Annotated in this window: 22 protein-coding genes; 10 read left to right on the forward strand and 12 right to left on the reverse strand. The window is 67.5% G+C overall.

Going from position 1 to position 23662, the window contains the following annotated elements:
• The first annotated feature begins 43 nt into the window (after window positions 1-43).
• The 3 genes from JAN5088_RS08340 to JAN5088_RS08350 are packed head-to-tail and all read left to right on the forward strand — an operon-like array spanning window position 44 to window position 3085.
• Window positions 44-856, forward strand: a complete 813-nt coding sequence (locus JAN5088_RS08340; protein WP_055682366.1) for a TIGR00282 family metallophosphoesterase — start codon at window positions 44-46, stop codon at window positions 854-856.
• On the forward strand, window positions 853-2631 hold the full coding sequence (locus JAN5088_RS08345) for an SLC13 family permease (RefSeq protein WP_055682367.1): 1779 nt from the start codon (window positions 853-855) through the stop codon (window positions 2629-2631). The genes JAN5088_RS08340 and JAN5088_RS08345 overlap by 4 nt, the downstream gene beginning before the upstream one ends.
• A 19-nt stretch (window positions 2632-2650) precedes the next feature.
• Window positions 2651-3085 carry a hypothetical protein gene (locus tag JAN5088_RS08350; RefSeq protein ID WP_055682368.1) on the forward strand — a complete coding sequence of 145 codons (435 nt, stop codon included), beginning with the start codon at window positions 2651-2653 and terminating at the stop codon, window positions 3083-3085.
• A gap of 7 nt (window positions 3086-3092) precedes the next feature.
• On the opposite strand, the gene JAN5088_RS08355 is transcribed toward JAN5088_RS08350, so the two are convergent.
• Window positions 3093-4076: a phosphoadenosine phosphosulfate reductase gene (locus JAN5088_RS08355; protein ID WP_143114724.1), complete on the reverse strand. Its 984-nt coding sequence runs from the start codon at window positions 4074-4076 to the stop codon at window positions 3093-3095.
• A gap of 368 nt (window positions 4077-4444) precedes the next feature.
• Between JAN5088_RS08355 and JAN5088_RS18250 the strand changes: the two genes are divergently transcribed.
• On the forward strand, window positions 4445-6673 hold the full coding sequence (locus tag JAN5088_RS18250) for a glycosyltransferase family 2 protein (RefSeq protein WP_082429899.1): 2229 nt from the start codon (window positions 4445-4447) through the stop codon (window positions 6671-6673).
• Between the two features lie 14 nt (window positions 6674-6687).
• On the opposite strand, the gene JAN5088_RS08365 is transcribed toward JAN5088_RS18250, so the two are convergent.
• Together JAN5088_RS08365 and JAN5088_RS08370 are read right to left on the reverse strand one after the other, a co-directional pair.
• Entirely contained in the window at window positions 6688-7677 is a 990-nt protein-coding gene (locus JAN5088_RS08365) for a M48 family metalloprotease (RefSeq protein WP_055682370.1), read from the reverse strand.
• Window positions 7674-9302 carry an AMP-binding protein gene (locus JAN5088_RS08370; RefSeq protein WP_055682371.1) on the reverse strand — a complete coding sequence of 543 codons (1629 nt, stop codon included), beginning with the start codon at window positions 9300-9302 and terminating at the stop codon, window positions 7674-7676. Before JAN5088_RS08370 ends, JAN5088_RS08365 begins: the two co-directional genes overlap by 4 nt.
• A gap of 86 nt (window positions 9303-9388) precedes the next feature.
• On the opposite strand from JAN5088_RS08370, the gene JAN5088_RS08375 reads away from it, so the two are divergent.
• Together JAN5088_RS08375 and JAN5088_RS08380 are read left to right on the forward strand one after the other, a co-directional pair.
• A complete protein-coding gene (locus JAN5088_RS08375) occupies window positions 9389-10291 on the forward strand; it encodes a DMT family transporter (RefSeq protein WP_055682372.1) in 903 nt (300 codons plus the stop codon).
• 142 nt (window positions 10292-10433) lie between these two features.
• On the forward strand, window positions 10434-11009 hold the full coding sequence (locus JAN5088_RS08380) for a Hint domain-containing protein (RefSeq protein ID WP_055682373.1): 576 nt from the start codon (window positions 10434-10436) through the stop codon (window positions 11007-11009).
• A 6-nt stretch (window positions 11010-11015) separates the two neighbouring features.
• Here the strand turns inward: JAN5088_RS08380 and JAN5088_RS08385 are convergent, their stop codons facing one another.
• The 7 genes from JAN5088_RS08385 to JAN5088_RS08415 all read right to left on the reverse strand — a co-directional run bounded on the left by JAN5088_RS08385 (window position 11016) and on the right by JAN5088_RS08415 (window position 18138).
• Entirely contained in the window at window positions 11016-13205 is a 2190-nt protein-coding gene (locus JAN5088_RS08385; protein WP_055682374.1) for an FAD-dependent oxidoreductase, read from the reverse strand.
• A gap of 11 nt (window positions 13206-13216) precedes the next feature.
• Window positions 13217-14428: an acetyl-CoA C-acetyltransferase gene (locus JAN5088_RS08390; protein ID WP_055682375.1), complete on the reverse strand. Its 1212-nt coding sequence runs from the start codon at window positions 14426-14428 to the stop codon at window positions 13217-13219.
• 28 nt (window positions 14429-14456) lie between these two features.
• A complete protein-coding gene (locus tag JAN5088_RS08395; RefSeq protein ID WP_055682376.1) occupies window positions 14457-15089 on the reverse strand; it encodes a glutathione S-transferase family protein in 633 nt (210 codons plus the stop codon).
• A gap of 17 nt (window positions 15090-15106) precedes the next feature.
• Complete coding sequence (locus JAN5088_RS08400; protein WP_055682377.1) at window positions 15107-15328, reverse strand: hypothetical protein; 222 nt, start codon at window positions 15326-15328, stop codon at window positions 15107-15109.
• 22 nt (window positions 15329-15350) lie between these two features.
• The gene (locus tag JAN5088_RS08405; protein ID WP_055682378.1) at window positions 15351-17129 is read right to left on the reverse strand and encodes an acyl-CoA dehydrogenase C-terminal domain-containing protein; all 1779 of its coding nucleotides are present in this window, start codon (window positions 17127-17129) and stop codon (window positions 15351-15353) included.
• A gap of 51 nt (window positions 17130-17180) precedes the next feature.
• The gene (locus tag JAN5088_RS08410; RefSeq protein ID WP_055682379.1) at window positions 17181-17576 is read right to left on the reverse strand and encodes a MerR family transcriptional regulator; all 396 of its coding nucleotides are present in this window, start codon (window positions 17574-17576) and stop codon (window positions 17181-17183) included.
• A gap of 184 nt (window positions 17577-17760) precedes the next feature.
• Complete coding sequence (locus tag JAN5088_RS08415; RefSeq protein ID WP_055682407.1) at window positions 17761-18138, reverse strand: MerR family transcriptional regulator; 378 nt, start codon at window positions 18136-18138, stop codon at window positions 17761-17763.
• Between the two features lie 93 nt (window positions 18139-18231).
• Between JAN5088_RS08415 and JAN5088_RS08420 the strand changes: the two genes are divergently transcribed.
• Genes JAN5088_RS08420 through JAN5088_RS08430 form a run of 3 tightly spaced genes read left to right on the forward strand, consistent with a single transcriptional unit; the run spans window position 18232 to window position 20512 of the window.
• Window positions 18232-18675, forward strand: coding sequence for a PaaI family thioesterase (locus JAN5088_RS08420; protein WP_055682380.1), 444 nt, complete (start codon window positions 18232-18234; stop codon window positions 18673-18675).
• On the forward strand, window positions 18672-19175 hold the full coding sequence (locus JAN5088_RS08425) for a PaaI family thioesterase (protein ID WP_055682381.1): 504 nt from the start codon (window positions 18672-18674) through the stop codon (window positions 19173-19175). The genes JAN5088_RS08420 and JAN5088_RS08425 overlap by 4 nt, the downstream gene beginning before the upstream one ends.
• Entirely contained in the window at window positions 19172-20512 is a 1341-nt protein-coding gene (locus JAN5088_RS08430) for an MATE family efflux transporter (protein WP_055682382.1), read from the forward strand. The genes JAN5088_RS08425 and JAN5088_RS08430 overlap by 4 nt, the downstream gene beginning before the upstream one ends.
• Window positions 20513-20524: 12 nt before the next feature.
• Here JAN5088_RS08430 and JAN5088_RS08435 read toward each other — a convergent pair whose 3' ends face one another.
• Window positions 20525-21565 carry a quinone-dependent dihydroorotate dehydrogenase gene (locus JAN5088_RS08435; protein WP_055682383.1) on the reverse strand — a complete coding sequence of 347 codons (1041 nt, stop codon included), beginning with the start codon at window positions 21563-21565 and terminating at the stop codon, window positions 20525-20527.
• Window positions 21562-21897, reverse strand: a complete 336-nt coding sequence (locus tag JAN5088_RS08440; protein WP_055682408.1) for a DUF952 domain-containing protein — start codon at window positions 21895-21897, stop codon at window positions 21562-21564. The genes JAN5088_RS08435 and JAN5088_RS08440 overlap by 4 nt, the downstream gene beginning before the upstream one ends.
• 120 nt (window positions 21898-22017) lie before the next feature.
• Here JAN5088_RS08440 and JAN5088_RS08445 point away from each other — a divergent pair, with 120 nt between their 5' ends.
• A complete protein-coding gene (locus tag JAN5088_RS08445) occupies window positions 22018-23571 on the forward strand; it encodes a bifunctional metallophosphatase/5'-nucleotidase (protein WP_055682384.1) in 1554 nt (517 codons plus the stop codon).
• Window positions 23572-23662 lie beyond the last annotated feature (91 nt).

Raw genomic sequence — 23662 nt, forward strand, 5'->3', positions numbered from 1 at the left:
AACGCCCGTTGCGCGCCCTTCGGACTGCGCGTAACCCGATGGCATGCGGATACTCTTCCTCGGTGACGTGATGGGGCGGGCAGGGCGACGGGCGGTGGCCGAGCGTCTGCCCGGCCTGCGCACGGACTGGCGCCTGGATGCCGTCGTGGTGAACGGCGAGAACGCCTCCTCGGGGCGCGGGCTCAACGCGGCGCAGGCCAGGGCCCTGTTCGAGGCGGGCGCCGATGTCGTCACGCTGGGGGACCATGCCTTCGACCAGAAGGACATGATGCAGGGGGTCGAGGCGGACCCCCGCATCCTGCGCCCGATCAATTACGCCAAGTCCGCGCCGGGGCGAGGCTGGCGGGTGTTCGACGTGGCGGGGCGCAAGCTGCTGGTGGCGCAGGTGCTCGGGCAGGTGTTCATGTCGCGCACTTACGACGATCCGTTCTCCGCCATCGAACCGGTGCTCAAGGCGCATCCCCTCGGGCGCGCGGTGCAGGCCACGCTGGTGGATGTGCATTGCGAGGCAACGTCGGAAAAGATGGCTATGGGGCACTTTTGCGACGGTCGCGCGTCGGTCGTCGTGGGCACCCATACCCATGTGCCCACGGCAGATGCCTGCATCCTGCCGCGCGGCACGGCGTTCCAGTCCGACGCAGGCATGTGCGGCGACTACGACAGCGTCATCGGCATGGACAAGGCCGAACCCCTGCGCCGTTTCGTGACCGGCATGGCGCGGGAGCGGTTCGAGCCTGCCGGCGGCGAGGCGACGCTTTGCGGTCTGTTCACCGAGACGGACGACGCCACCGGGCTCGCCCGCGAGGTCATGCAGGTCCGCGTCGGCGGCCGCCTGTCGCAGAGCGGCCCGAAGTGACCTGGATCGACCTGTCGCAACCGGTCGAGGCCTGGGTCACGTTGATGACCCTGGCCGTCATGCTGGCGCTGTTCGTGCGCGAGACCTATCCCACCGAGGTGGTCGCCATGGGCGGCGCGGCCTTCCTGCTGGTGGCGGGCATCCTGCCCTACGATGCGGGGCTGGAGGTCCTGTCCAACCCCGCCCCCTGGACCATCGCCGCGATGTTCCTGTTGATGGGCGCTCTGGTCAGGACCGGCGCGCTCGACTGGTTCACGCGGCTTGCCGAAGGGCAGGTGGGGCCGCGGCCGAAGCTCGCGATCGGGCTTCTGATGATGTTCGTGCTGATCGCCTCGGCCTTCGTGGCGAACACGCCCGTCGTCGTCGTCATGATCCCGGTCTTCGTGCAATTGGCGGGTGCGATGAAGGTGGCGCCCTCCAAGCTGTTGATCCCGCTGTCCTATGCGTCGATTCTTGGCGGCACGCTGACCCTGATCGGGACGTCCACGAACCTTCTGGTCGATGGCGTGGCGCGGACGAGGGGGCTGGAGCCCTTTTCCATCTTCGAGGTGACGCCGTTGGCCATTCCCGTGGCGATCGCGGGCATGGCCTATCTCTATCTTTTCGGCCGCCACCTGCTGCCCGACCGGACATCGATGGCTGCGATGCTGGGCGGCCGGAAGGCGGCCAAGTTCTTCGCCGAGGCGGTCATTCCGCCCGACTCCAACCTGATCGGCCGCGTCCCGACTGACGTTCAACTGTTCCAGCGCGAAGGCGTGCGCCTGATCGACGTGGTGCGCGGCGACACCTCGCTGCGCCGCAACCTCAAGGACGTGTCGCTACAGGTGGGCGACCGGGTGATCCTGCGGACCGAGATCGCGGAACTGCTGACGCTTCAGCGCAACAAGGATCTCAAGCGCCTCGATCAGGTCGGCGCGGTCGAGACCACGACGGTCGAGGTCCTCATCACCCCCGACGCGCGCATGGTCGGGCAGCGGCTGGGCTCGATGCGGCTGCGGCGGCGCTACGGCGTCTACACGCTGGCGATGCACCGGCGCGATCGCAACGTGTCGAGCCAACTCGACAGCGTGGTGGTCCGCGTCGGCGATACGCTGCTGCTGGAAGGATCGGCCGAGGACATCCACCGCCTGTCGCAGGACATGAACCTGGTCGAGGTCAACCAACCCCGCGACCAAGCCTTCCGGCGCGAACGCAGCTGGGTGCCGCTCGTCGCCGTGGCGGGCATCGTCATCCTCTCCGCGCTGGACCTCGCCCCCATCCTGGCACTCGCGGTGATCGCTGCGGTGGTCGTCCTGCTGACCCGGTCGGTGGACGCGGATGAGGCATTCGGCTTCGTCGACGGGCGCCTTCTGGCGATGATCTTCGCCATGCTCGCCGTCGGCGCCGCGCTGGAGGCGTCGGGCGCCGTCACCATGATCGTCGACGCGGTGGCGCCTTGGCTGACCGACCTCCCGGCGCCCCTTCTCGTCCTTGCGATCTTCCTGCTGACGACGACGCTGACCGAACTGGTCAGCAACAATGCCATCGCCGTCGTCGTCACGCCCGTCGCAATCGCACTCGCCCAGGCCCTTGGGGTCGACCCGCGGCCGCTGGTGGTCGCGGTCATGGTCGCTGCAAGCTGTGCCTTTTCGACACCCATCGGGTATCAGACGAACATGTTGGTCTATGGTCCGGGCGGCTATCGGTTTACCGATTTCCTGCGAGTCGGATTCGGCATGAACATCGTCGTCGCGATCGTCTCGTCGGCCCTGATCCCGTTCATCTGGCCGCTTTGATCCGACTTGAGAGGTCCATATGCGTTTCGCCGTCCTTCTTCTGCCCTTCGCGCTCGGTGCGTGCCAAGCCATCGAAACCGCGCTCGACGATGGCACGCCGCGCACGGGTGACGCCCCGCCGTCGGCCGAGGTGCGGGTGGTCGGCGTCAAGGCGCGCCCTGACCGGGTGACGATCCGCCTGTCGGACGGTGCCCGCTGCGTCGGAGAGCGCCCGGAAAACGAACCCGGCGGCTGGTCCGGCATCACGACCGGCTGCGGCTATCAGCTGCCCTATACCGTTGTGCTGAAGCAGGGCGTGGAAGGTCAGCGTTACACGATCGAGACGCCGACGGCCGGAACCGGCCCCCGGGCCGAGGTTCTGGTAACAGACGTCGACGGCATTCGCCGCCTCTTCACGTCGGCCTTCGGACCCGACGTGCGGTTCGAGACGTTGCCCCCCGCGCCGGCGGCCTGAGCCGAAGTCATTCCCCGGCGAGCAAAGGGCGAGGATTGTCGGGAGGTGGCGTGGGATGCAGGTGCGCCGGCGCCGCTCGCCCTTCCGCCGACAGTTGCGACAAGGCGGCATTCAGCCTGCGATGCGCAGCCGGAAAGCCGCCCTGCCGAACCATGTGCCCGGCGACGAGGGCCGACAGGAACGGTCGGTCCATCCTTTCGACCTTGCGCATCAGTCCGCGCACCCAGGTCGCGTCCTGCCGCCTCGTCCGCCATATCCGGGCGAAACGTGCGGGGTCGAGCGTTCCGGTCTCGGCTTCGACGATGAGTCGTCCGAGGGCGCCGGTGCTTTCGATCCGGCGCTGGATGTCCGACCCGGCATGGGGCGCGGGAAGGCGGACGACGTGATCCGCGTTGAACAGGCTGGCGTGCATCGCGTCGGCGACCTCGGTCGGGTCGGTCACGACATAGACCCGCCGTGCCGCGTCGATCATGCGCGCGGCGTTGCCGTAGCGCGGCCCGAACGGCAGCGACCAGGCGGAGCGGAACCGCCGCTCCCAAGGCGTCACGTCGCGGGCCAGCGTCGCATAGGGCTGCATGAGGAACACGGTCGCCCCCGGCGCAGAGACGCTGAACGCAGCGGCACCGTAGGCCCCCATGCCGCCGCCCACGAAGATCACGCTGTCGAAATCGTCGAAGAAGCCGTCGTAGGTAAGGCCATCGAAGAAATCGATGACCGCCTCGTCGCGGAACCATGTCCGTCCTTCGGCCAGGACGTCGAGGGTCGCCCAGCCACGCTCCCTTGCGAGGCCTGTCGACAGGGGTAGGCCGCCGTCCCTGGCACGGGTCACGTCCAGCATCTCGAACGTCACGATGAGGATGTTCGCAGCCGCGGCCGGGCGGTGCAGGACAAGGTGGTCATCACCGAGCTGACGCAGAAAGCCCAAGTCGCCCGCCGCGTCGGCCAGGACCGCACGATGATCGGCGGGGGGCATGGGTCGGGAATCTGCCATGGGAATCCTCTTGCAACGGTTCCAAGTAGCGTAACCCGAACATGCGGCGCGATCAGGCCCTAAAATTGCGCGTTCAGGCCGAAATTGTCGCCGTATTGTCGTGTTATCTTCGCAAATGGACGGCGTATCGACCGGAATGTTCCGTCAGAAGGGACATGAACGACCGTTCGTTTTGCTCGGCTTCGTCGACGATCCATGGGCGGGCGACGACCGACAGGCTTCGGCTCAGGATCACTCCGGAGGATGTCCGCCGGCACGGTGTGCCGGTTTCGGCCACCGACGGCCGACCGACCGCGCCGGGTCTTGGCCGGCACCTCGTTACCCTCTACTCGAGGGAAAAAGGTGCGGATATGATCGAAACGCGAACGATGAACGCAGCGGTTCACGGTGATGTCACCGTGCTCGATGCCGTAGGCGACGCCGAGGGGCTGCGGCTGTTCCTGGCCAAGGGGACCGATCCGGCCCGGCTTCGCGCCGATGCGGATGTCTTGCCCCATGACGTCGTGGACGTGAACGGCTCGCTCCGGGTGACGTGCCGCTGGGATGGGGGCGACAGGGCGCCGCTGCCGCTGACGGGCTGCACGGCGGAGGTGACCGTATCGGCACCGGAGCCGGAGCTTTTCGTCGGGGCCAACGTTCTCATGGGCATCCGCAACGGCGAGAGCATCGCCAACCTGCACGACTGGATGCGGTTCCATGCGGAAATGCAGGGGGTCGATGCAATCCTGATCCTCGACCGCGCGCGACCGGGGGAGCCTGCGCTCGCCCCCGTTCTGAACGCGGTGCTGGCCGACAGGCCCATTCCGGGGTTGCACCGCGTCGTCATCGTCACCTGCCCCCTGCCGTTGGGCGGTCTACGCCCCAGCGAACGGCATCCCGTCCATGCGCCCGACGCGCCCGGCAAAGGTCGGATGACGACGCCCGAATCCGACCCGTGGACGTCTCCGGTCGAACAGACGATCGTGCTGGAAGCGCTGCGCTGGCGGTTCCTGACCGCGGCGCGGGCGGTGGCGTTCATCGACGTCTGCGACCTGCTGGCGCCGGCCCCGCTGGGCCGCAGGGCCTTCGACCTGATCGACGCGGCCAAGACGGGCGTGATCACGCTATCCGGCGGGCGCATCTATCCCTGGCGCGTCCGCAAGGGTCAGCCGGCGACCTTCGGCGACCACGTCTGCGACCAGTTCGACAAGCCCGAAAGCAATCGTCGGTGGGTCGCAGCCCCCGGTCGCATCCCCGAGACGGAGCCGTTCCGGATGCTCCGCGTCGGCAAGCTGAAACCAGGTCCCCGTGACACGGCCCACTTCCATCGCGCGATGGCTGTCCGCATGACCGAAGGCGAAGGTCAGCCGCTCGCCGCAAGGGCGGGGCTGGTGCTCGATGACACGCTCCTGTCGCTCGCGCGAACGGCATTCGGGCATGACCCCGTCCTGCCGCCGGTGTCCGAGGTCCCCGTCGCCCGGGGGCTTGCGGCATCGTTGCCCGGCCGGACGGCAGTCGTGACCTGCATGAAGAACGAGGGGCCGTTCATCTTGGAATGGATCGCCTATCACCGTGCGATCGGTGTGGACGATTTCCTGGTCTACAGCAACGATTGCACCGACGGCACGGACCGCCTGCTGGACCTGCTGCAGGACCACGGCATCGTGGCGCACCGTCAAAATCCGTTCCGGGAAATGGACCTGAAACCACAGAACGCCGCGTTGGAGGCGGCGGAGGGCGAGGCGATCCTGGACCGGGCCGGCTGGGCCATCTGCATGGACGTGGACGAGTTTCTGAACATCCACGCAGGCGCCGGGCACCTTCGCGACCTCTATGCCGCAGTGGGCGACGCGAACATGATCTCGGCCACATGGCGCCTGTTCGGCAATTCAGACCTGCACGGGTTCGAGGACGTGCCCACCATCGCCCGGTTCGACCGTTGCGCGCCGCACAAGACGCGCAAGCCGCATCAGGCCTGGGGTTTCAAGACCCTGTTCCGCAACATGGGTATCTATCGCAAGATGGGGGTGCATCGTCCGAAGGGGCTGAGGCCGGACCTTTGGCAACAGATCCGCTGGGTCAACGGCTCCGGCAAGCCGATGCCCCGGACGATGCTGCGAAACGGCTGGCGGTCGACGAACGATACCTATGGCTATGACCTGGTGACGCTGAACCACTATGCCGTGCGCGACGCCGAGAGCTTTCTCGTCAAGCGCGACAGGGGTCGGGTAAACCATGTCGCGCGCGACCAGGGCCTGGGCTACTGGTTCCGCATGAACAACAACGCGGAACACGATACGTCGATCCAGCGGATGTTGCCCGCGCTGGAGGCGGAGCTTGCCCGGCTTCGCGCCTTGCCGGGGGTGGCCGCCCAGCACAACGCCTGCGTCGCCGCGCACCGCGCCCGGATCGCGGCGCTCCGGACGAGCGAGGCCTTCGGCGACTTCTACGCCGAGATCACCTCTCCCTGGATGGAGCGCCTGTCCCGCCTCCACGCGCACTTCAGCGGCAACGTGTTTCTGGCGGGGCCGGACTGCCTGCCCGATAGGGTGTGGCAGGGGGAGGTCGCGCCTGATGACTTCTTCGCCATGGAGGAGGTGGAGAAGACGGCGCGCTGACGCCTCCCATCGGGTCAGCCGCTGCAGATCTCGCGCAGCGCCTGCCACGAAGTGTCGTCCAGCGCCGGCGGCATGTCGGATGGCAGCGTTTCGCCCGGTGGCAGGCCTACCGCCTCGGCCCAAGGCGTCCAGGCCAGGCGGGCGGCGTCGAAGCCGGAGCGGAGCGTGTCGTCGGGCAGACGCGAGTGGCCGTTCGCCAGCAGCTTGTCGACATGGCGGTCGATGGTCGAGCCCGGCACGTCCCCGCGCGCCATCAACGATGCGATCCGAAAGAATCCCGCTTCGTCGAGGAATCGCGCCAAGGGCGGCTCGGCGCGGGCCGCCAGCGCAGCCGACAGGATGTGTCCGGCGGCGACGTTGGGGTCGTCCTGCTCCACCAGCACGGCGTCCGAAACGACGATCAGGCCGCCGGGGAGCGCAAGCGCCGGTTGCGGCAGGTCGCGCAGGATGACGAGGTCCGCGGGCGTCGCGGGCAGCAGGCGAGTCTTGAGCCGCGCCAGCGCCTCCGATCCGGTCAGCGTGCCGCAAGGCGGCCCCGTCAGCGCGGTCATGCGACCGAGCATCCGGGCCCCGATCTCGGCGCGCTGCGACGCGGGGATGATCGCCTCGGCTTGGCGGCGCAACGCGCCCGGCAACCACATGACCAGCAACCCGACTGCGAAGCCCAGCACCAGCCCCGTCAGCAGGCGGCGCAGCGATCCGGGGCGGCGGCGCCCTTTCTCGACCGCCGCGACCAGACGGTCCAGCGCGGCGACCATCTCGGGCTCGTCGATCTCCAGCTCCTCGTCGGCGCCGGCATTCGGGGCGTAGCGCGCGGGCATGACCCGCGGGTTCAGGCGCACCAGTGCGGGCAGGGACCAATGGCTCAGCGCCGTGCCCTCCCGGTCCTGCACGACCAGCTCAGCTTCTCCGATCGAGACATAGACGTTGCGCCGCGCGGCCGCCCCGTCCGCGCGCCAGAGACCCGACGTCTCGAACCGTTCGATACCGTCGAGCGCCGTCACGCCTTGGCGGCCTCGCGTGCCCTGTCGCGCAACGTGAATTTCTGGATCTTGCCCGTGGAGGTCTTGGGCAGCGGGCCGAAGACCACCGCCTTGGGCGTCTTGAACCCGGCAAGACGCGCGCGGGCGAAGGCGATGATCTCCTCCTCCGTCGCCGTCGCGCCGTCGCGCAATTCGACGAAGGCGCAGGGCACTTCGCCCCAGCGGTCGTCAGGCCGGGCGACGACTGCGCAGAGCGAAACGGCATCGTGGTGCATCAGCACGTTTTCGACTTCCACCGAACTCACGTTCTCACCGCCCGAAATGATGATGTCCTTCGCCCGGTCGCGGATCTGGACGTAGCCGTCGGCATGGCGCACGCCCAGATCGCCGGTGCGGAACCAGCCGCCGGCGAAGGCTTCGGCCGTCGCCTCGGGGTTCCGGTAATAGCCCTTCATCACCGCATTGCCGCGCATCACGATCTCGCCCTGCGTCTCGCCGTCGGCCGGAACCGGAACGTCGCCTTCGTCGAAGACGTCGATCCCCTCCATCATCGGATAGCCGACCCCCTGCCGGGACTTCAACGTGGCCCTTTCGTCGCCGGGCAGCGTGTCCCAGTCGCCCGGCTGCCAGACGTTCTCGACCACATGGCCGAAGGTCTCGGTCAGGCCGTAGACGTGGCTGACGTTGAAGCCCATCGCCTCCATCCGCGCCAGCGTGGCCGAGGAGGGTGGGGCGCCGGCGGTATAGACCTCGACGTGCTGGTCGAAGGGCCGCGGGGCGGTCGCGTTGACCAGCATGTTGAGAACGATGGGCGCGCCGCCGAAATGGGTCACGCCCTCATCCGCCAACGCATCGAAGATGGCGGCGGCGGTCACGTCGCGCAGGCAGACGATGGTGCCGCCGACCAGAGGCGTCATCCAAGCATGGCACCACCCGTTGCAATGAAACAGCGGCACCACCGACAGAACGCGAGGATAGAGCGTCATGCGCCAGCTGATGACCGTGCCCATCGTCACCAGATAGGCGCCCCGGTGATGACAGACGACGCCCTTGGGCCGCCCTGTCGTGCCGGAGGTATAGTTGAGCGCGAGGCTCTCCCATTCGTCCTGCGGCATGTGCCAGGCGAAGGTGGGGTCGGCCTCGGCCATCAGGTCTTCGTAGACCGGGTGCCGCCCGGTGGGCGGATGACCCGCGTCCGGATCGCCCACCTCGACGATCAGCGGCGGGTCCTCCATCGCGGCGCAGGCTTCCTCGGCCAGCGGCAGGAATTGCGTGTCGGCCAGAAGCACCTTCGCGCCTCCGTGGCCCAGGATATAGGAAACGGTGTCCGCATCGAGCCTGATGTTGATGGTGTTGAGGACCGCGCCGCAGGCGGGCACGCCGAACCCCGCCTCGACCTGCGCCGACACGTTGGGCAGGATGGTCGACACCACCTCGCCCGGGCGGATGCCCAAGCGATGCAACATGGAGGCGTGCCGCGTCACCCGTTCGCGGTATTCGGCATAGGTCCAGCGGCGGGGGCCATCGACCAGAGCCTCCCGCCTGGGCCAGATCAGCGCCGCCCGGTTCAGATGCGACAGAGGCGTCAGCGCCACGTGGTTCGCGGCGCAACGGTCCAGTCCGGTTTCGTCCGACAGCCAGCCCATGTTTCCATCCCTTTCGTCCGGAGCGTTGCCTGCGCCCTGTTTCGCACGCAATAGTGGCGTGACCGACGGGGGGAGGACAAGGGCACATGCGGAACAGACCCCTTGCGGCGACGATGTCGGTGCTTGGCGGCGTGGCCGTGCTGGGCTTCATCGACCAGTTCGTCCGACTGATCGCCGTGGAAAGCAGCCTCTGGACGTTCCATGCACTCCGCACAGCGATGATCTTCGCCCTTGCCGCGGGCTGGCTGATCCTGTCGGGCGGGCGATTGCGCGTCTTGAACTGGCGCGGGGTCATCGGCCGGTCGCTCGTGATGTCCACGGGCATGCTGGTCTACTTCGGCGCCCTCGGGTTCCTGCCGGTGGCGCAGGCGGCGTCGGGCCTGTTCTCCGCCCCGATCTGGGTGATGGTCCTGTCGTTCGGCCTGTTCGGCCTGCGGATCGGTCCTGTTCGCGTCGCCGCCGCGCTGGTCGGTTTCGCCGGCGTGATCCTGGTGCTGTCGCCCGACCCGGCGAACCTGTCGGTCCTGTCACTGGTGCCGGTCCTGTCAGGGGTGTTCTATGCCGTGGCCGTGATCGCCACGCGGGAATGGTGCGCGGGGGAGCAGGCGCTGACGCTGGCGCTCGGCAACTTCGCCTGCCTCGGGCTTTGGGGTCTGGGTGGGCTCGCGGTGATTTCGGCGACGGGCGCTGCTGGGTCGGACTTTCTGGACCGGGGATGGGTCACGCCGGATGCGGGTGTCCTCTGGTGGACCTTCGTTCAGGCCATCGGAAGCCTCGGGGCGGTCGTCCTCCTGACGCGGGGCTACCAGCTTGCCGAAGCGTCCAAGGTGGCGGTGCTGGAATATTCGATGTTCGGATTCTCGGCGATCTTTGGCTTTCTCCTCTGGCGGGATGTCCTGTCGCTCTCGGGCCTTCTGGGTCTCGCGCTCATCGCGGGGGCAGGCGCCTTGATCGCGTTGCGCGGCCGCGACGCGGCCCAACCCGCATGACGCGGACGCGCGCCTGGCCGGCATCGGCGGACCGGCGCCGATTATCTGCGCCCGTCTGTCGCCGTCTGCCGCGATCGGGCCATGCATGGCACCTGAGGCGAATGTCCGGCGCACGCCTGGACGGAACGGAAGACACAATCGCATGACCGACAACCCCATTTTCAGCCGTCCGGGGTTCGCGGCGGGCGCGGGCGCGTCCGATCCGCCGCCCATGTTCCTGCCCGGCACCCTGCTCGCGACGCCGGACGGGCCGCGCGCGGTCGAGACGCTGGCGGAAGGCGACATCCTGACGACGCTTTCGGGCCCGCAGGCGGTGACGGCTGTCGGCGTAGAGGTCGTGCCCCGCGCCGACTGGGCGTTCCGGCGCGAGATCTGGCCGGTTCGCGTGCCGGTGGGGTCGCTCGGCAACCCGCGCCCGATGCGGCTCGCGCCGGGGCAGCGGGTCGTCCTGTCGGGGTCGACGGTGGAACGGGTCTGCGGCGTGGCCCAGGTGCGCGTCGCCCTGCGCGATCTGGTCGGCATCCGCGGCCTGATAACGGAGCGTCCGCTGGCAGACCTGCGCCGGCACGGCCTGTCGCTGGGCACCCCCGCCGTCATCGAGGCGGAGGGCATCCTCTGCGCCACGGGCGATGACCGTGCGGAGGATGTCGCGCTCGACATCATCCGCACCGCCTTTGCCGAGATGCATGCGGCGGGCGAGCCGCCGCTGCGCCTCTGATCCGCCTCAGGCGGCCTTGACCGCCCGTTCGCCGTAGAAGGTCGCCCCGTCGCTGGCCATCCGGCGCAGAAGATCGGGCGTGGCGAACCGGGGGCCGTGGGTGGCCGCCAGCGCGTCGCAGGTCTCGGTCGCCCAATCGGCACCCACGATGTCGAGCCAGCTGAAGGGACCGCCCGACCAAGGCGCGAAGCCCCAGCCCAGGATCGCGCCGACGTCGCCTTCGCGGATGTCCTCCAGCACACCGTCCTCCAGCGCGCGCACGGCCTCCAACACCTGCGCGAACATCAGGCGGTTCTGAACATCATGGAGGTCGGGCTGATCCTCGGCCAGCGGATAGCGGGTGCCCAGTTCGGCCCACAGACCCTGCCGCTTGCCCTTGTCGTCGTAGTCGTAGAAGCCCGCATTCGACTTGCGCCCCAGACGCCCGGCATCGGCGAAGGCGAACAGCACCTCGTCCACCGCGCCGTCGGGATAGGCGTCGCCCATGGCGGCGCGCGTGGCCTTGGCGATCTTCACGCCGAGGTCGATCGACGTCTCGTCCACCAGCTGCATCGGCCCCAGCGGGAAACCCAGCATCTTGGCCGCGTTCTCGACCAGGGCGGGCGAGACACCCTCGGCCACCATGCGGATGCCCTCGTTGATGTAGGGAATGATGCAGCGGTTGGCATAGAAGAACCGCGCGTCGTTCACCACGATGGGCGTCTTGCGGATCTGACGCACGAAATCGAGCGCCTTTGCCACCGCACGTTCGCCTGTCTCCTTCCCCTTGATGATCTCAACCAGCAGCATCTTGTCGACGGGGCTGAAAAAGTGGATGCCGATGAACTGCTCCGGGCGGACGCTGGCCTTCGCCAGCTCGGTGATCGGCAGGGTGGAGGTGTTGGTGGCGAAGATGCAGTCGTCGCCGACGATGGCCTCGACGGCCTTGGTCATCTCGGCCTTGACGCCCATGTCCTCGAACACGGCCTCGACGATCAGGTCGCAGCCCTTCAGCGCGTCGAGATCGGTCGTCGCGGCGATGCGGCCCAGAACCTCGTCCTTCTTCTCGGGCGTCACCTTCTTGCGGCTGACGCCCTTGTCCAGGATGCCCTCCGCATGGGACTTGCCCTTGTCGGCCGCCGCCCGGTCGCGGTCGATCAGCACGACTTCGATACCCGCATTCGCCGCGACATAGGCGATGCCCGCGCCCATCATGCCGGCCCCCAGGACGCCCAGCTTGGCGACCTTCTGATCCGGCACGTCGGGACGGTTCGCGCCTTTTTCCAGCGCCTCCTTGCTGATGAACAGCGACCGGATCATCGCCTCCGACGAGGGATTCATCAGCACATGCGTGAACCACCGCGCCTCGATCTTGAGCGCGGTGTCGAAGGGAACCAGCGCCCCCTCATAGACCGCCGACAGAAGCGCCTTGGCCGCGGGGAACGCGCCTTGCGTCTTGCCGTTGACCATGGCGCTGGCGCCCACGAAGGTCATGAAACCCGCAGGGTGATAGGGGGCCCCGCCGGGCATCTTGTAACCCTTCTGGTCCCAAGGCTTGACGATATCGGCGTCCTTGGCGGCCAGAACCCACGCGCGCGCATCCGCCACCGGGTCGTCCGACACCTCGTCGATCAGGCCGGCGGCCTTGGCCTTCTTCGGGTCCGACAGCTTGCCTTCCAGCAGGAACGGCGAGGCCCCCATGGCGCCCAGCTTGCGCGCGAGCCGCGTAGTGCCGCCCATCCCGGGGAAGATGCCGACCATGATCTCGGGCAAGCCGATCTTGGCCTTGGGGTTGTCGGCCGCGAAGATGCGGTGGCAGGCGAGCGGTATCTCGAAACCGATGCCGAGCGCCGTGCCCGGCAGGACGCAGGCGACGGGCTTGCCGCCCTTCAGGGTCTTCGGGTCCATCCCCGCCCGCTCGATCTTGCGCAGGATCGCGTGGGACCGCATCAGCCCTTCGAACAGGCCCGCCGCCGGGTCGTCGCCGGCGCTGGCCTTCATCTTGGCGATCACGTTCAGGTCCATCCCGCCTGCGAAGCTGTCCTTGCCCGAGGTGATGACGATGCCCTTGACCGCCTCGTCCTCCAGCGCGTCGGTCACGCAGGCGTCCAGATCGTCCCAGCCTTCGAGGCTGAGCACGTTCATCGACTTGCCCTTCACGTCCCAGGTGATCGTGGCGATGCCCTCGGCATCCTTGGTCAGGGTGAAATCACTCATGTCAGGGGTCCTCACACGCGTTCGATGATGGTCGCGGCGCCCATGCCCGAGGCGACGCAGAGGGTGGCCAGGCCGAGCTGCTTGTCGGTGCGCTCCATCTCGTCGAGCAGGGTGCCGATGATGATGGCGCCCGAGGCGCCCAGCGGGTGCCCCATGGCGATGGCGCCGCCGTTGACGTTGAGCTTGTCATGGTCGACGCCGAACGCCTGCATGAAGCGCAGGACGACGGCGGAGAACGCCTCGTTCACCTCGAACAGGTCGATGTCTTCGATGGAAAGGCCGCTTTCGGCCAGGATCTTCTCGGTCACGGGAACGGGGCCCGTCAGCATGATCGTCGGGTCCGTCCCGATCTTGGCGGTGGCGCGGATGCGCGCGCGGGGCGTCAGACCCCAGCGTTCGCCGAAGGCCTTGCTGCCGACCAGAACGCCCGCGGCACCATCGACGATGCCCGACGAATTCCCGGCGTGGTGGATGTGGTCGATCCGCTCCAGATGCGGATATTTCATCAGCGCGATCTTGTCGAAGCCGGGCATCACCTCGCCCATCGCCTGAAACGCGGGGTTGAGCGCGCCGAGCGACTGCATGTCGGTCTGGGGCCGCAGGTATTCGTCCCGCTCCAGGATCGGCAGGCCGTTCACGTCGCGCACGGTGATGACGGAGCGGTCGAACCGCCCTTCGTCCCACGCCTGCTTGGCGCGCTTCTGGCTCGCCACGGCATAGGCATCGGCGTCGTCGCGGCTGATGCCGTATTCGGTGGCGATGATGTCGGCCGAGATACCCTGCGGCACGAAGTAGGTCTCCATCGCGATGCTCGGGTCCACGGCGATGGCCGCGCCGTCGCTGCCCATGGGCACGCGGCTCATGCATTCCACGCCGCCGGCGATATAGCCGTCGCCCGCGCCGCCCTTGATCTGGTTCGCGGCCAGGTTCACGGCCTCCATCCCGCTAGCGCAGAAGCGGTTGATCGACAGGCCGGGGATGCTCTGGTCCAACTCGCTGGCCAGGACGGCGGTGCGCGCAAGGCATCCGCCCTGTTCGGCGACCTGCGTGGCGTTGCCCCAGATCACGTCCTCGACCGCGTGGCCTTCCAGCCCCGCGCGGTCTTTCATCGCGTCGAGCACCTGCGACGACAGGCGGGTGGCCGTCACCTCGTGCAGGCTGCCGTCGGGCCGGCCCTTGCCGCGGGGGGTGCGGACGGCGTCGTAGATGAATGCATCGTGCATGGCGATCTCCTTGCGTGGCGGGACCGGGTCAGGCCCGGTCGGCCGGGTTTCCCGGCATCAGGTCGTATGGGTGCTTCCAGCCGGGCAGGGCGGCGATGCGGTCCAGCCAGGCGTCGATATGGGGCCAGTCGGCGCGGTCGAAGCCGAAGGGTTCGGGGTAGTAGAGGTATCCGCAGCAGGACAGGTCGGCATTGGTCACGCCGTCGCCCACGATCCACTCGCGTCCCTCCAAATGCCGGTTCAGCACGTCATAGGCGGCGCGCAGGCGGCCCTGCATGAAGGCGATGACCTCGGCCGGGCGCTTGTCGGGCGGCAGGAAGTTCATCAGGAAGCGCGTATTGCCCGCTTGGGACGACAGCTTGTGGTTGTCCCACAGAACCCAGCGCAGAACCTCGAATCTGTCGTTTCCCTCGCCGCCGAACCGACCGGTCCGCTCGGTGATCCAGGCCTGGATCGCCCCGGACTGCGACAGGCGCATGTCGCCGTCGATCATCACCGGCGCCTCGCCCATCGGGTTCTCGGACCGCCATTCGGGCGTGCGCGCGGCGCCGCCGAAGAAATCGACGAAAACCGGCTCCCATTCGAGGCCCGACAATTCCAATGCCAGCGCAGCCTTGTAGCTGTTCCCGCTTTCACCGAAGCAATGCAGTCTGATCGTCATGTCGAGCCTCCCCCGTTTCAACCGCCCTTCGTCTCGCGCCGCGCCAGCATCTCCCGGTGAAGGCGCAGGCGGTGGTTCAGGTTGTCCTCATGCGTCACGCTCTCGAAGTTCTCGAACAGGAACGACAATGCCTCGCTCTCGTCCAGCCCCGCGTCCGTCGCGAACTTGCGAAGACGGCGAAAGGCCGCCTCGCTCATCTGCGCGGGAAACCTGCGCGTCAGGCGTTGGGGTCGTGGCATGGAGCATCCCTTTCGCGTTCCCTCAGAAGGCCGTCGACTCCAGCGCCATGATGGTGTCGGGTCCGGTCTCGATCCGGGCCAGGTGCATCGCCGTCGCCGGAAGCTGGCGCGCCATGTAGTAGCGCCCCGTGGCGATCTTGGCTTCGAGGAAGTCGCGGTCGGCGCCATCCTCGGCCAGCTTCTCGCCCGCGGCCTTGGCCATGCGCGCCCACATCAGGCCCAGGCAGACATGGCCGAACAGGTGCATGAAGTCATAGCTGCCCGAAAGCGCCGCGTTCGGGTTCTTCATGCCGTGCTGCATGAAATACATCGACGCCGCCTGCAGGTCCTTCGACGCGGCCTTGAGGGGGTCGAGGAACCCGGCCTCCAGCACCTCGTTCCCGGCGTTGTCCTTGATGAAGGACTTGACCATCTCGAAGAAGGCCATGACGTGCTTGCCGCCGTCCTGCGCCAGCTTGCGACCCACGAGGTCCAGCGCCTGGATCCCGTTCGCACCCTCATAGATCTGGGCGATGCGGGCGTCGCGGACGAACTGCGACATGCCCCATTCCTCAATGTAGCCGTGCCCACCATAGACCTGCTGCGCGTTGACCGCGAACTCGAATCCCTTGTCGGTCAGGAACCCCTTGATGACCGGGGTCAGCAGGGAAATCAGGCCGTCCGCATCCTTGTCCTCGTTGCGGTGCGCCCGGTCGATCATCATGGCGCCCCAGAAGACGAAGGCCCGCGCGCCTTCGACGAAGGACTTCTGGTCCATCAGGTTGCGACGGATGTCGGGGTGCACGATCAGCGGATCAGCCGGACCGTCGGGGTTCTTCGCGCCCGTCACGTCGCGCCCCTGAAGCCGGTCGATCGCATAGGCCAGCGCGTTCTGATACGCGATCTCGGCCTGCGCGTAGCCCTGAAGACCCACGCCCAGCCGCGCCTCGTTCATCATGGTGAACATGGCCCGCATGCCCTTGTGCGCCTCGCCCAGCAGGTAGCCGGTGGCTCCGTCGTAGTTCATCACGCAGGTGGCGTTGCCGTGGATGCCCATCTTCTCCTCGATCTTGCCGACCGAGACGCCGTTGCGTGCGCCGATGTTGCCATCGTCGTCCACGATCATCTTGGGCACGATGAACAGCGACACGCCCTTGATCCCCTCCGGCGCGCCGGTGATCTTGGCCAGCACCAGATGGACGATGTTCTCGGCCATGTCATGATCGCCGGCCGAGATGAAGATCTTCTGTCCGGTGATGCGATAGGTCCCGTCGTCCTGCGGCTCGGCCTTCGTCCGCATCATGCCGAGGTCGGTCCCCGCATGGGGCTCCGTCAGGTTCATGGTGCCGGTCCATTCGCAGGTGACCATCTTCGGCAGCCACTTCTGCTTCTGTGCGTTGGTTCCATGCACATGGATCGCGGAATAGGCGCCGTGGGTCAGGCCCTGATACATGTTGAAGGCCATGTTGGCGGCCGACAGGATTTCGCCCACGCCGGTCTGCATCAGATAGGGCAGGCCCTGGCCGCCGTATTCGGGGTCGCAATCCAGCGCCGTCCAGCCACCGTCGCGCACCTGGTCGAAGGCTGCGCGGAACCCTTCCGGCGTCCTCACCACGCCGTTCTCCAGCGTGCAGCCCTGCCGGTCGCCCACCTCGTTCAGGGGGTGCAGGACATCCTGCGCCAGCTTGCCCGCCTCCTCCAGCACTGCGCCGGTGAAGTCGCGGTCCATCTCGTCATAGCCGGGAATGTCCTGGGTGCTGGCCTGCAGGAGGTCGTGCAGGACGAACTGCATATCCTTCGTGGGCGCGGTGTAACTGGGCATCGTCGTCGTTCCTCCTCGATAACGGCGGGGCCACGGGCCCGTCAGGCTGGATCAGCAGGCCTTCCGCGGCCGGGCCTCTTGCATCATCTTCTCGCCCCACCGAAGCTGTTCCTCCAGCTCGGTGATGGCCTCGTTCAACTCGTCGCGCTGCGCGATCATCGCGGCCAGCCGCTCGCGCCCGATCTCATGGCTGCGGGCGACCTGCGTGTACTGGTTGTCGCCCAGGTCATAGAGATCGAGAAGCTGCCGGATATCCTCCAGCGAGAAGCCGAACCGCTTGCCCCGCAGGATCAGCTTCAGCCTCGCACGGTCCCGGCGCGTGAACCAGCGCTTCTGCCCCTCACGCTGGGGGGACAGCAATTCCTTGGCTTCGTAGAAACGCAAGGTGCGGGGCGTGACGTCGAAGACGTCGCACATCTCGCGAATTGTCATCAGGGTTTCAGGCATCCCGTGGCTCCAGTTTCAGTGATGCTCATCGTTTCAAGCCCGAGATGCGGACGGCCCCCCATCGTTACAAGATGAAGTGACGTTCACGTAACGCAAACGTGGCGTCACGAGAATGGTTGACGTAACGAACAGTCGCGTCAACGGCGGGGGGTGCAACTTCCGAACCCCGGCGACCACGTAGGGCTCAGGCGCTGCCGTCCAGATCGACGCGGACCTTGTCGCGCAGGCTCCGCAGTTCCTCGATCGCCTCGTCGAGGTGTCGCCGCCGTTCGGCCAGCTCGGTCAGTTGCCGGTCCGCCGCTTCGATCCAGACCTGCATCTGCGTGCGACCTTCGGGGTCCGCATCGTAGAGCTCCAGCCACTGCCGGATCTCCTCCAGTGAAAAGCCGAACTTCCGGCCCCGCAGGATCAGCGTCATCCGGGCGATGTCGCGGGGGCCGTAGAACCGTGCGCGGCCTTCGCGCTCGGGCGACAGGAGCTCTATGTATTCGTAGTGGCGCAGGGTTCTGGGCGTCACGTCGAAACGCGCGCACATCTGCTTGAAGTCGAGCCGTTCGGTCATCGCACCCTCCGCGCCGCAGTCTGCCATGACGCGGGCGGCCATGTCCATCGGGCGGGCTTGCGGCAGGGACAAGATAACGGCAAGGCTCTGGCCATGACGGACGAACCTTCTCCCCGTGCGCGCGCCGCGCATCAGTTCATCGCGGCCCTGCCGCATTGCCGGGCCCTGTCCATGTCGGTCGAGTCGGTCCGCGATGGCGAGGCCGTGATCTCCATGCCCTGGAGCGAGAACCTCGTGGGCGATCCGCGCACCGGGGTCATCCACGGCGGCGCGGTGTCGGCATTGATGGACACGTCGGGCGGCGCGGCGGTGCTGAGCCATCCGACCGCGCCCCTGAACACCGCGACGATGGATCTGCGGATCGACTACATGCGCGCAGCCACCCCGCACCAGACGATCACGGCACGGGCGGTGTGCCACCACGTCACCCGGTCCGTCGCCTTCGTCCGGGCGGAGGCCTTCGACGAGGATGTAGAGAAGGGCCCTGTCGCGGTGGCCAACGGCGCCTTCGCCCTCGACCGGGGGAAGCGGCCGTGACCGCGCCGGAGCCGGTTCAGCGCATCAAGCAGCGGCGCGACGGTGCCCTGCGCGCGCTGGTGGGCGGCGTGCCCTACGCCGGCTTTCTCGGGATCGCCTTCGACCGGAGGGGGGACGAGCTGACCGGCGTCCTGAACTTCGACCCCAAGCTGATTGGGAACCCGATCCTGCCCGCGCTGCATGGCGGGGTCACGGCGGCGTTTTTGGAGGTGACGGCCATTGTCACGCTGTCGTGGTCGATGCTCTGGGACGATCTGGAAAGCGGCCGCATCGACGTCGATGCCTTGACGCCCGAGACCCTGCCACGCCTGCCCAAGACCATCGACTTTGCGGTCGACTACCTCCGAACCGGGTTGCCGCGCGACGCCTATGCACGGGCCCGCGTCAACCGTTCGGGTCGGCGCTATGCCTCCGTCCACGTCGAGGGGTGGCAGGACAACCGCGACCGTCTGTTCGCGCAGGCCACCGGTCATTTCCTGATGCCGCCCCGCGACGGATGAGCGAGCTGACCCACCGGCGCATCCTGCGTGTCGCGATTCCGGTCGTCCTGTCGAACGCAACCGTTCCGATCCTGGGCGCGGTCGACACGGGGGTGGTGGGACAGATGGGTGCCGCCGCCCCCATCGCGGCGGTGGGCGCGGGGGCCATCATCCTGTCGTCGGTCTACTGGATCTTCGGCTTCCTTCGCATGGGCACCACCGGCCTCGCCGCGCAGGCGCTCGGCGCGTCCGACCGGGCGGAACTCGTGGCGCTGCTGTCGCGCGCGCTCTTGATCGCGGGTGTCGCCGGGGCAGGGCTCATAGCGCTGCAATGGGCGATCTTCGCGGCAGCGTTCCGGTTGGCGCCCACCACGGCCGAGGTCGAGGGGCTTGCCCGGTCCTACATGACGATCCGCATCTGGTCGGCGCCCGCCGCCATCGCGATCTATGGCCTGACAGGATGGCTGATCGCGCAGGAGCGGACGGGCGCGGTGCTGATCGTGCAGCTGGCCATGAACGGGGCGAACATCCTGCTCGACCTTTGGTTCGTGCTGGGACTGGGCTGGGGCGTGCAGGGGGTGGCGGTCGCCACGTTCCTGGCGGAGTGGTCGGGGCTGGCGCTGGCGCTGTGGTTCGTGCGCGACGGGTTCGCGGACGGGCTATGGCGGGACCGGGCGCAGGTGTTCGACGGCGCACGCCTGCGGCGGATGGTGGCGGTCAACACCGACATCCTGATCCGGTCCGTTCTGCTTCAGATCACCTTCGCGTCGTTCCTGCTGATGGGCGGACTGTTCGGCACGGTCGCGCTGGCGGCCAATCAGGTCCTGCTTCAGTTCCTCTACATCACTTCCTATGCGCTCGATGGGTTTGCCTTCGCCGTCGAGGCGCTGGTCGGCCGTTATTTCGGGGCGGGCAACAGGCAGCGCTTGCGCCGTGCTGTCGTGATGTGCGCGGGATGGGGCGCGGGGACGGTCACGGTGCTGGCGCTCGGCTTCGCCGTCTTCGGCGGGCGGATCGTTGACGTGATGGCCACGGCCCCGGAGGTTCGGCAGGCGGCACGGATCTATCTGCCCTGGATGGTACTCGCCCCGCTGATCGGGGTGGCGGCCTGGATACTGGACGGCGTGTTCATCGGCGCGACGCGGACGCGGGACATGCGCAACATGATGGTGCTGAGCTTCGGGGCGTATCTTGTCGCCCTGCTGGCGCTTGTCCCCGTTCTTGGAAATCACGGCCTCTGGGCGGCGCTGATGATGTCCTTCCTGACGCGCGGCGTGACGCTGGCCGCGAAATACCCCGCGCTGGAGCGGGCGGCCACAGTCGGGGGGCCAGCCCCCCGGACCCCCCGGAGTACTTGAGACAGGAAGAATTCAGAGCCAGCGGTCGCGATCGGTGCCGACCGCCTGCGACACGTTATCGAACCCGTCGCGTTCCAAGAGGGCTTCCAGACCCCGCAAGATACGGACCGGCAACGAGATGCCTTGGTAGACGAGCGCCGTATAAAGCTGCACTGCCGAAGCGCCTGCGCGGATCTTAGCATAGGCCTGCTCTGCCGTCGCCACGCCACCCACGCCGATCAGCGGGAGGTCGGTCAGGGTGGACAGCCGCGCAAGGATGCGGGTCGAGCGCTCGAACAGTGGTTGCCCGGACAGGCCGCCCGCCTCGTCCCGCTGAGGGGAGGTCAGGGAGGTGCGGTCGAGCGTGGTGTTGGAGGCGATGATGGCGTCCACGCCGCCCGCTGCGGCGGCGATCTGTTCCAGGTCTTCGGCCGACAGGTCCGGCGCAATCTTCAGAAAGACGGGGATGCGCCGAGGCAGGGCGTCCCGAGCCGCCAGAACGCCCGAAAGCAAGGCCCCCAGAGCAGCCGGCCCCTGAAGCTCGCGCAGTCTCTCGGTGTTGGGGCTGCTGACATTCACCGTTGCGAAATCGACATGCGCCCCGCAGGCCGTCAGGACGGACACGAAATCGGCGGCACGGTCTGCGCTGTCCTTGTTCGCCCCGAGGTTGAGCCCGATGACGGCCCCGTCCGGGCGTTGCGCAAGGCGGTCCGCGATAACCTCGGCGCCGTCGTTGTTGAAGCCGAAGCGGTTGATCGCCGCGCGGTCCTCGGTCAGGCGAAAGAGGCGAGGGCGCGGGTTGCCCGGCTGGGGCTGCGGCGTGGCGGCGCCGACCTCGAGGAAGCCGAAGGCGCAGCGCGACAGGGGCAGTAGCGCGGTAGCGTTCTTGTCGAACCCCGCGGCGAGCCCCACGGGGTTGGGCAGGTCGAGCCCCGCGAGCCGTGTCCGCAGCCGGGGCGACGTGACCGGCCCGCCACGGGGTCCGATGCCGGCCGACAGGGCAGTCAGGGCCAGTCCATGCGCCCGTTCCGGATCGAGACGGTGCAGAAGGGCGAGGCCCAGCCTGTCGATCATTCGAGCCCTGCCGGGAACATGTGCACGCCGTCCACCATGGGCAGGGGCTGCGCCCAAGCCACCTGATCGCCGCGCAGGGGCGCGTGGAGGTGGGGGAACAGGTCGCCGCCGCGCGACGGTTCCCATTTCAGGTTGTCTGACACGGTGGCTTCGTCGACGGCGATCAGCCAGACGCCTTCGACTCCACGAAAGTGCCTTGCGGCCGTCTCGGCGACCTGCGCCGCGGTCGAGAAATGGATATAGCCGTCGGCCAGATCGACGGGCGCGCCCCGCGTCGTTCCGTCGGCGTGCAGGGCCTGCCATTCAGGGGTTCGGAACAGCTTGTAGATCATGCATCCGGCATGCCCGGCGCATCCCGCCGCGTCAAGCGCGCCGCCCCACAGATGGGCTTTGACAAAATCCCGGCGGGCCAGCACCATCGGCCCGGTACAACCTGAGGGGGTTCCTGACCGATGACACGTTTCCTGACCGCCACCGCCGCCCTTGCGCTCAGCACCGGGATCGCCAGTGCGGAATATTCGCTGACGATCCTGCATACCAACGACTTCCACGCCCGGTTCGAACCGATCAGCGCCTACGACGGCCCCTGCGCGCAGGAGGATAACGCCGCCGGAGAGTGCTTTGGGGGGACCGCGCGGCTGGTCAATGCCATCGCCGAGGCCAAGGCGCGGGCCGACAACCCCATCCTGGTAGATGGCGGCGACCAGTTCCAGGGCACGCTATTCTACACCTACTACAAGGGGAAGATGGCGGCCGAGATGATGAACATGCTGGGCTATGACGGCATGACGGTCGGCAACCACGAGTTCGACGACGGCCCCGAGGTCCTGTCGGAATTCATCGACGCCATCGAGTTTCCGATCCTCATGTCCAATGCCGACATCTCGGCCGAACCGCTGCTGGCTGACAAGCTGAAGAAATCGACCGTGATCGAGCGGAACGGCGAGAAGATCGGACTGATCGGCCTCACCACCGAAGACACGGATGAACTCGCCTCGCCCGGGCCGAACGTCATCTTCACCGACTCGGTGGAGGCCGTGCAGGCCGAGGTCGACCGTCTGACGGCCGAGGGCGTGAACAAGATCATCGTGTTGAGCCATTCGGGCTATGCCGTGGACCAGCGCGTCGCCGAGGGGACGACCGGCGTGGACGTCATCGTCGGCGGTCACACGAACACCCTGCTGGGCGACATGGAGGACGCGGAAGGCCCCTATCCGACCATGGTGGGCGATACGGCCATCGTGCAGGCCTATGCCTACGGCAAGTACCTGGGTGAACTGAACGTCACCTTCGACGACGATGGCAACGTGACCGAAGCCTCCGGCGCCCCCATCCTCGTCGACGCCAACGTGGCGGAGGACGAAGCCACGATCGAGCGTATTGCCGAACTGGCCGGGCCGCTGGACGAGGTCCGCCAGAAGGTCGTGGCCCAGACCGAGACGCCCATCATGGGCGAGCGCGATATCTGCCGCGTGCAGGTTTGCGAAATGGGCGTCCTGATCGCCGAGGCGATGCTGGACCGGGTCAAGGACCAGGGAATCGAAGTGGCCATCGCCAACAGCGGCGGTATCCGTGCTTCGATCGACGAGGGTGAGGTGACGATGGGCGAGGTGCTGACCGTACTGCCCTTCCAGAACACGCTGTCCACCTTCCGCGTCGACGGCGCCACCCTGCGCGCCGCGCTGGAGAACGGCGTGAGCCAGATCGAGGAGGTCGCGGGCCGCTTTCCGCAGGTCGCGGGCATGACCTTCACCTTCGATCCCGAAGCCCCCGCGGGCGAACGGGTCGGCGACGTGACCGTCGGCGGCGAACCCCTCGACCCCGAGCGGATGTACGGCGTTGTCTCGAACGACTATGTGCGCAACGGGGGCGATGGCTACGAGATGTTCAAGGATGCGGCCGATGCTTATGACTACGGCCCCGACCTTGCGGATGTGACGGCCGAATACCTGATCGCCAATGGCCCATATGCGCCATTCGTGGATGACCGTATCAGTGTCAAATGACATGATCGAAAGCGACGTTTCCGTCGTTATCGAAAGTTGAACGGATTAAGGGGCGGGATTATATCCCGCCCCTCTTTTCATCCTTGCAAGC

Origin of the sequence: Jannaschia rubra (assembly GCF_001403735.1) — a bacterium.
In the GTDB taxonomy this organism is placed as follows: domain Bacteria; phylum Pseudomonadota; class Alphaproteobacteria; order Rhodobacterales; family Rhodobacteraceae; genus Jannaschia; species Jannaschia rubra.

What these genes read in the sequence shown, in the direction of transcription:
- JAN5088_RS08340 (WP_055682366.1), top strand. Translation starts at nt 44, where the DNA reads ATGCGGATACTCTTCCTCGGTGACGTGATGGGGCGGGCAGGGCGACGG.
- JAN5088_RS08350 (WP_055682368.1), top strand. Translation starts at nt 2,651, where the DNA reads ATGCGTTTCGCCGTCCTTCTTCTGCCCTTCGCGCTCGGTGCGTGCCAA.
- JAN5088_RS08355 (WP_143114724.1), bottom strand. Translation starts at nt 4,076, where the DNA reads ATGGCAGATTCCCGACCCATGCCCCCCGCCGATCATCGTGCGGTCCTG.
- JAN5088_RS18250 (WP_082429899.1), top strand. Translation starts at nt 4,445, where the DNA reads ATGAACGCAGCGGTTCACGGTGATGTCACCGTGCTCGATGCCGTAGGC.
- JAN5088_RS08370 (WP_055682371.1), bottom strand. Translation starts at nt 9,302, where the DNA reads ATGGGCTGGCTGTCGGACGAAACCGGACTGGACCGTTGCGCCGCGAAC.
- JAN5088_RS08375 (WP_055682372.1), top strand. Translation starts at nt 9,389, where the DNA reads ATGCGGAACAGACCCCTTGCGGCGACGATGTCGGTGCTTGGCGGCGTG.
- JAN5088_RS08380 (WP_055682373.1), top strand. Translation starts at nt 10,434, where the DNA reads ATGACCGACAACCCCATTTTCAGCCGTCCGGGGTTCGCGGCGGGCGCG.
- JAN5088_RS08385 (WP_055682374.1), bottom strand. Translation starts at nt 13,205, where the DNA reads ATGAGTGATTTCACCCTGACCAAGGATGCCGAGGGCATCGCCACGATC.
- JAN5088_RS08390 (WP_055682375.1), bottom strand. Translation starts at nt 14,428, where the DNA reads ATGCACGATGCATTCATCTACGACGCCGTCCGCACCCCCCGCGGCAAG.
- JAN5088_RS08395 (WP_055682376.1), bottom strand. Translation starts at nt 15,089, where the DNA reads ATGACGATCAGACTGCATTGCTTCGGTGAAAGCGGGAACAGCTACAAG.
- JAN5088_RS08400 (WP_055682377.1), bottom strand. Translation starts at nt 15,328, where the DNA reads ATGCCACGACCCCAACGCCTGACGCGCAGGTTTCCCGCGCAGATGAGC.
- JAN5088_RS08405 (WP_055682378.1), bottom strand. Translation starts at nt 17,129, where the DNA reads ATGCCCAGTTACACCGCGCCCACGAAGGATATGCAGTTCGTCCTGCAC.
- JAN5088_RS08410 (WP_055682379.1), bottom strand. Translation starts at nt 17,576, where the DNA reads ATGCCTGAAACCCTGATGACAATTCGCGAGATGTGCGACGTCTTCGAC.
- JAN5088_RS08415 (WP_055682407.1), bottom strand. Translation starts at nt 18,138, where the DNA reads ATGACCGAACGGCTCGACTTCAAGCAGATGTGCGCGCGTTTCGACGTG.
- JAN5088_RS08420 (WP_055682380.1), top strand. Translation starts at nt 18,232, where the DNA reads ATGACGGACGAACCTTCTCCCCGTGCGCGCGCCGCGCATCAGTTCATC.
- JAN5088_RS08430 (WP_055682382.1), top strand. Translation starts at nt 19,172, where the DNA reads ATGAGCGAGCTGACCCACCGGCGCATCCTGCGTGTCGCGATTCCGGTC.
- JAN5088_RS08435 (WP_055682383.1), bottom strand. Translation starts at nt 21,565, where the DNA reads ATGATCGACAGGCTGGGCCTCGCCCTTCTGCACCGTCTCGATCCGGAA.
- JAN5088_RS08440 (WP_055682408.1), bottom strand. Translation starts at nt 21,897, where the DNA reads ATGATCTACAAGCTGTTCCGAACCCCTGAATGGCAGGCCCTGCACGCC.
- JAN5088_RS08445 (WP_055682384.1), top strand. Translation starts at nt 22,018, where the DNA reads ATGACACGTTTCCTGACCGCCACCGCCGCCCTTGCGCTCAGCACCGGG.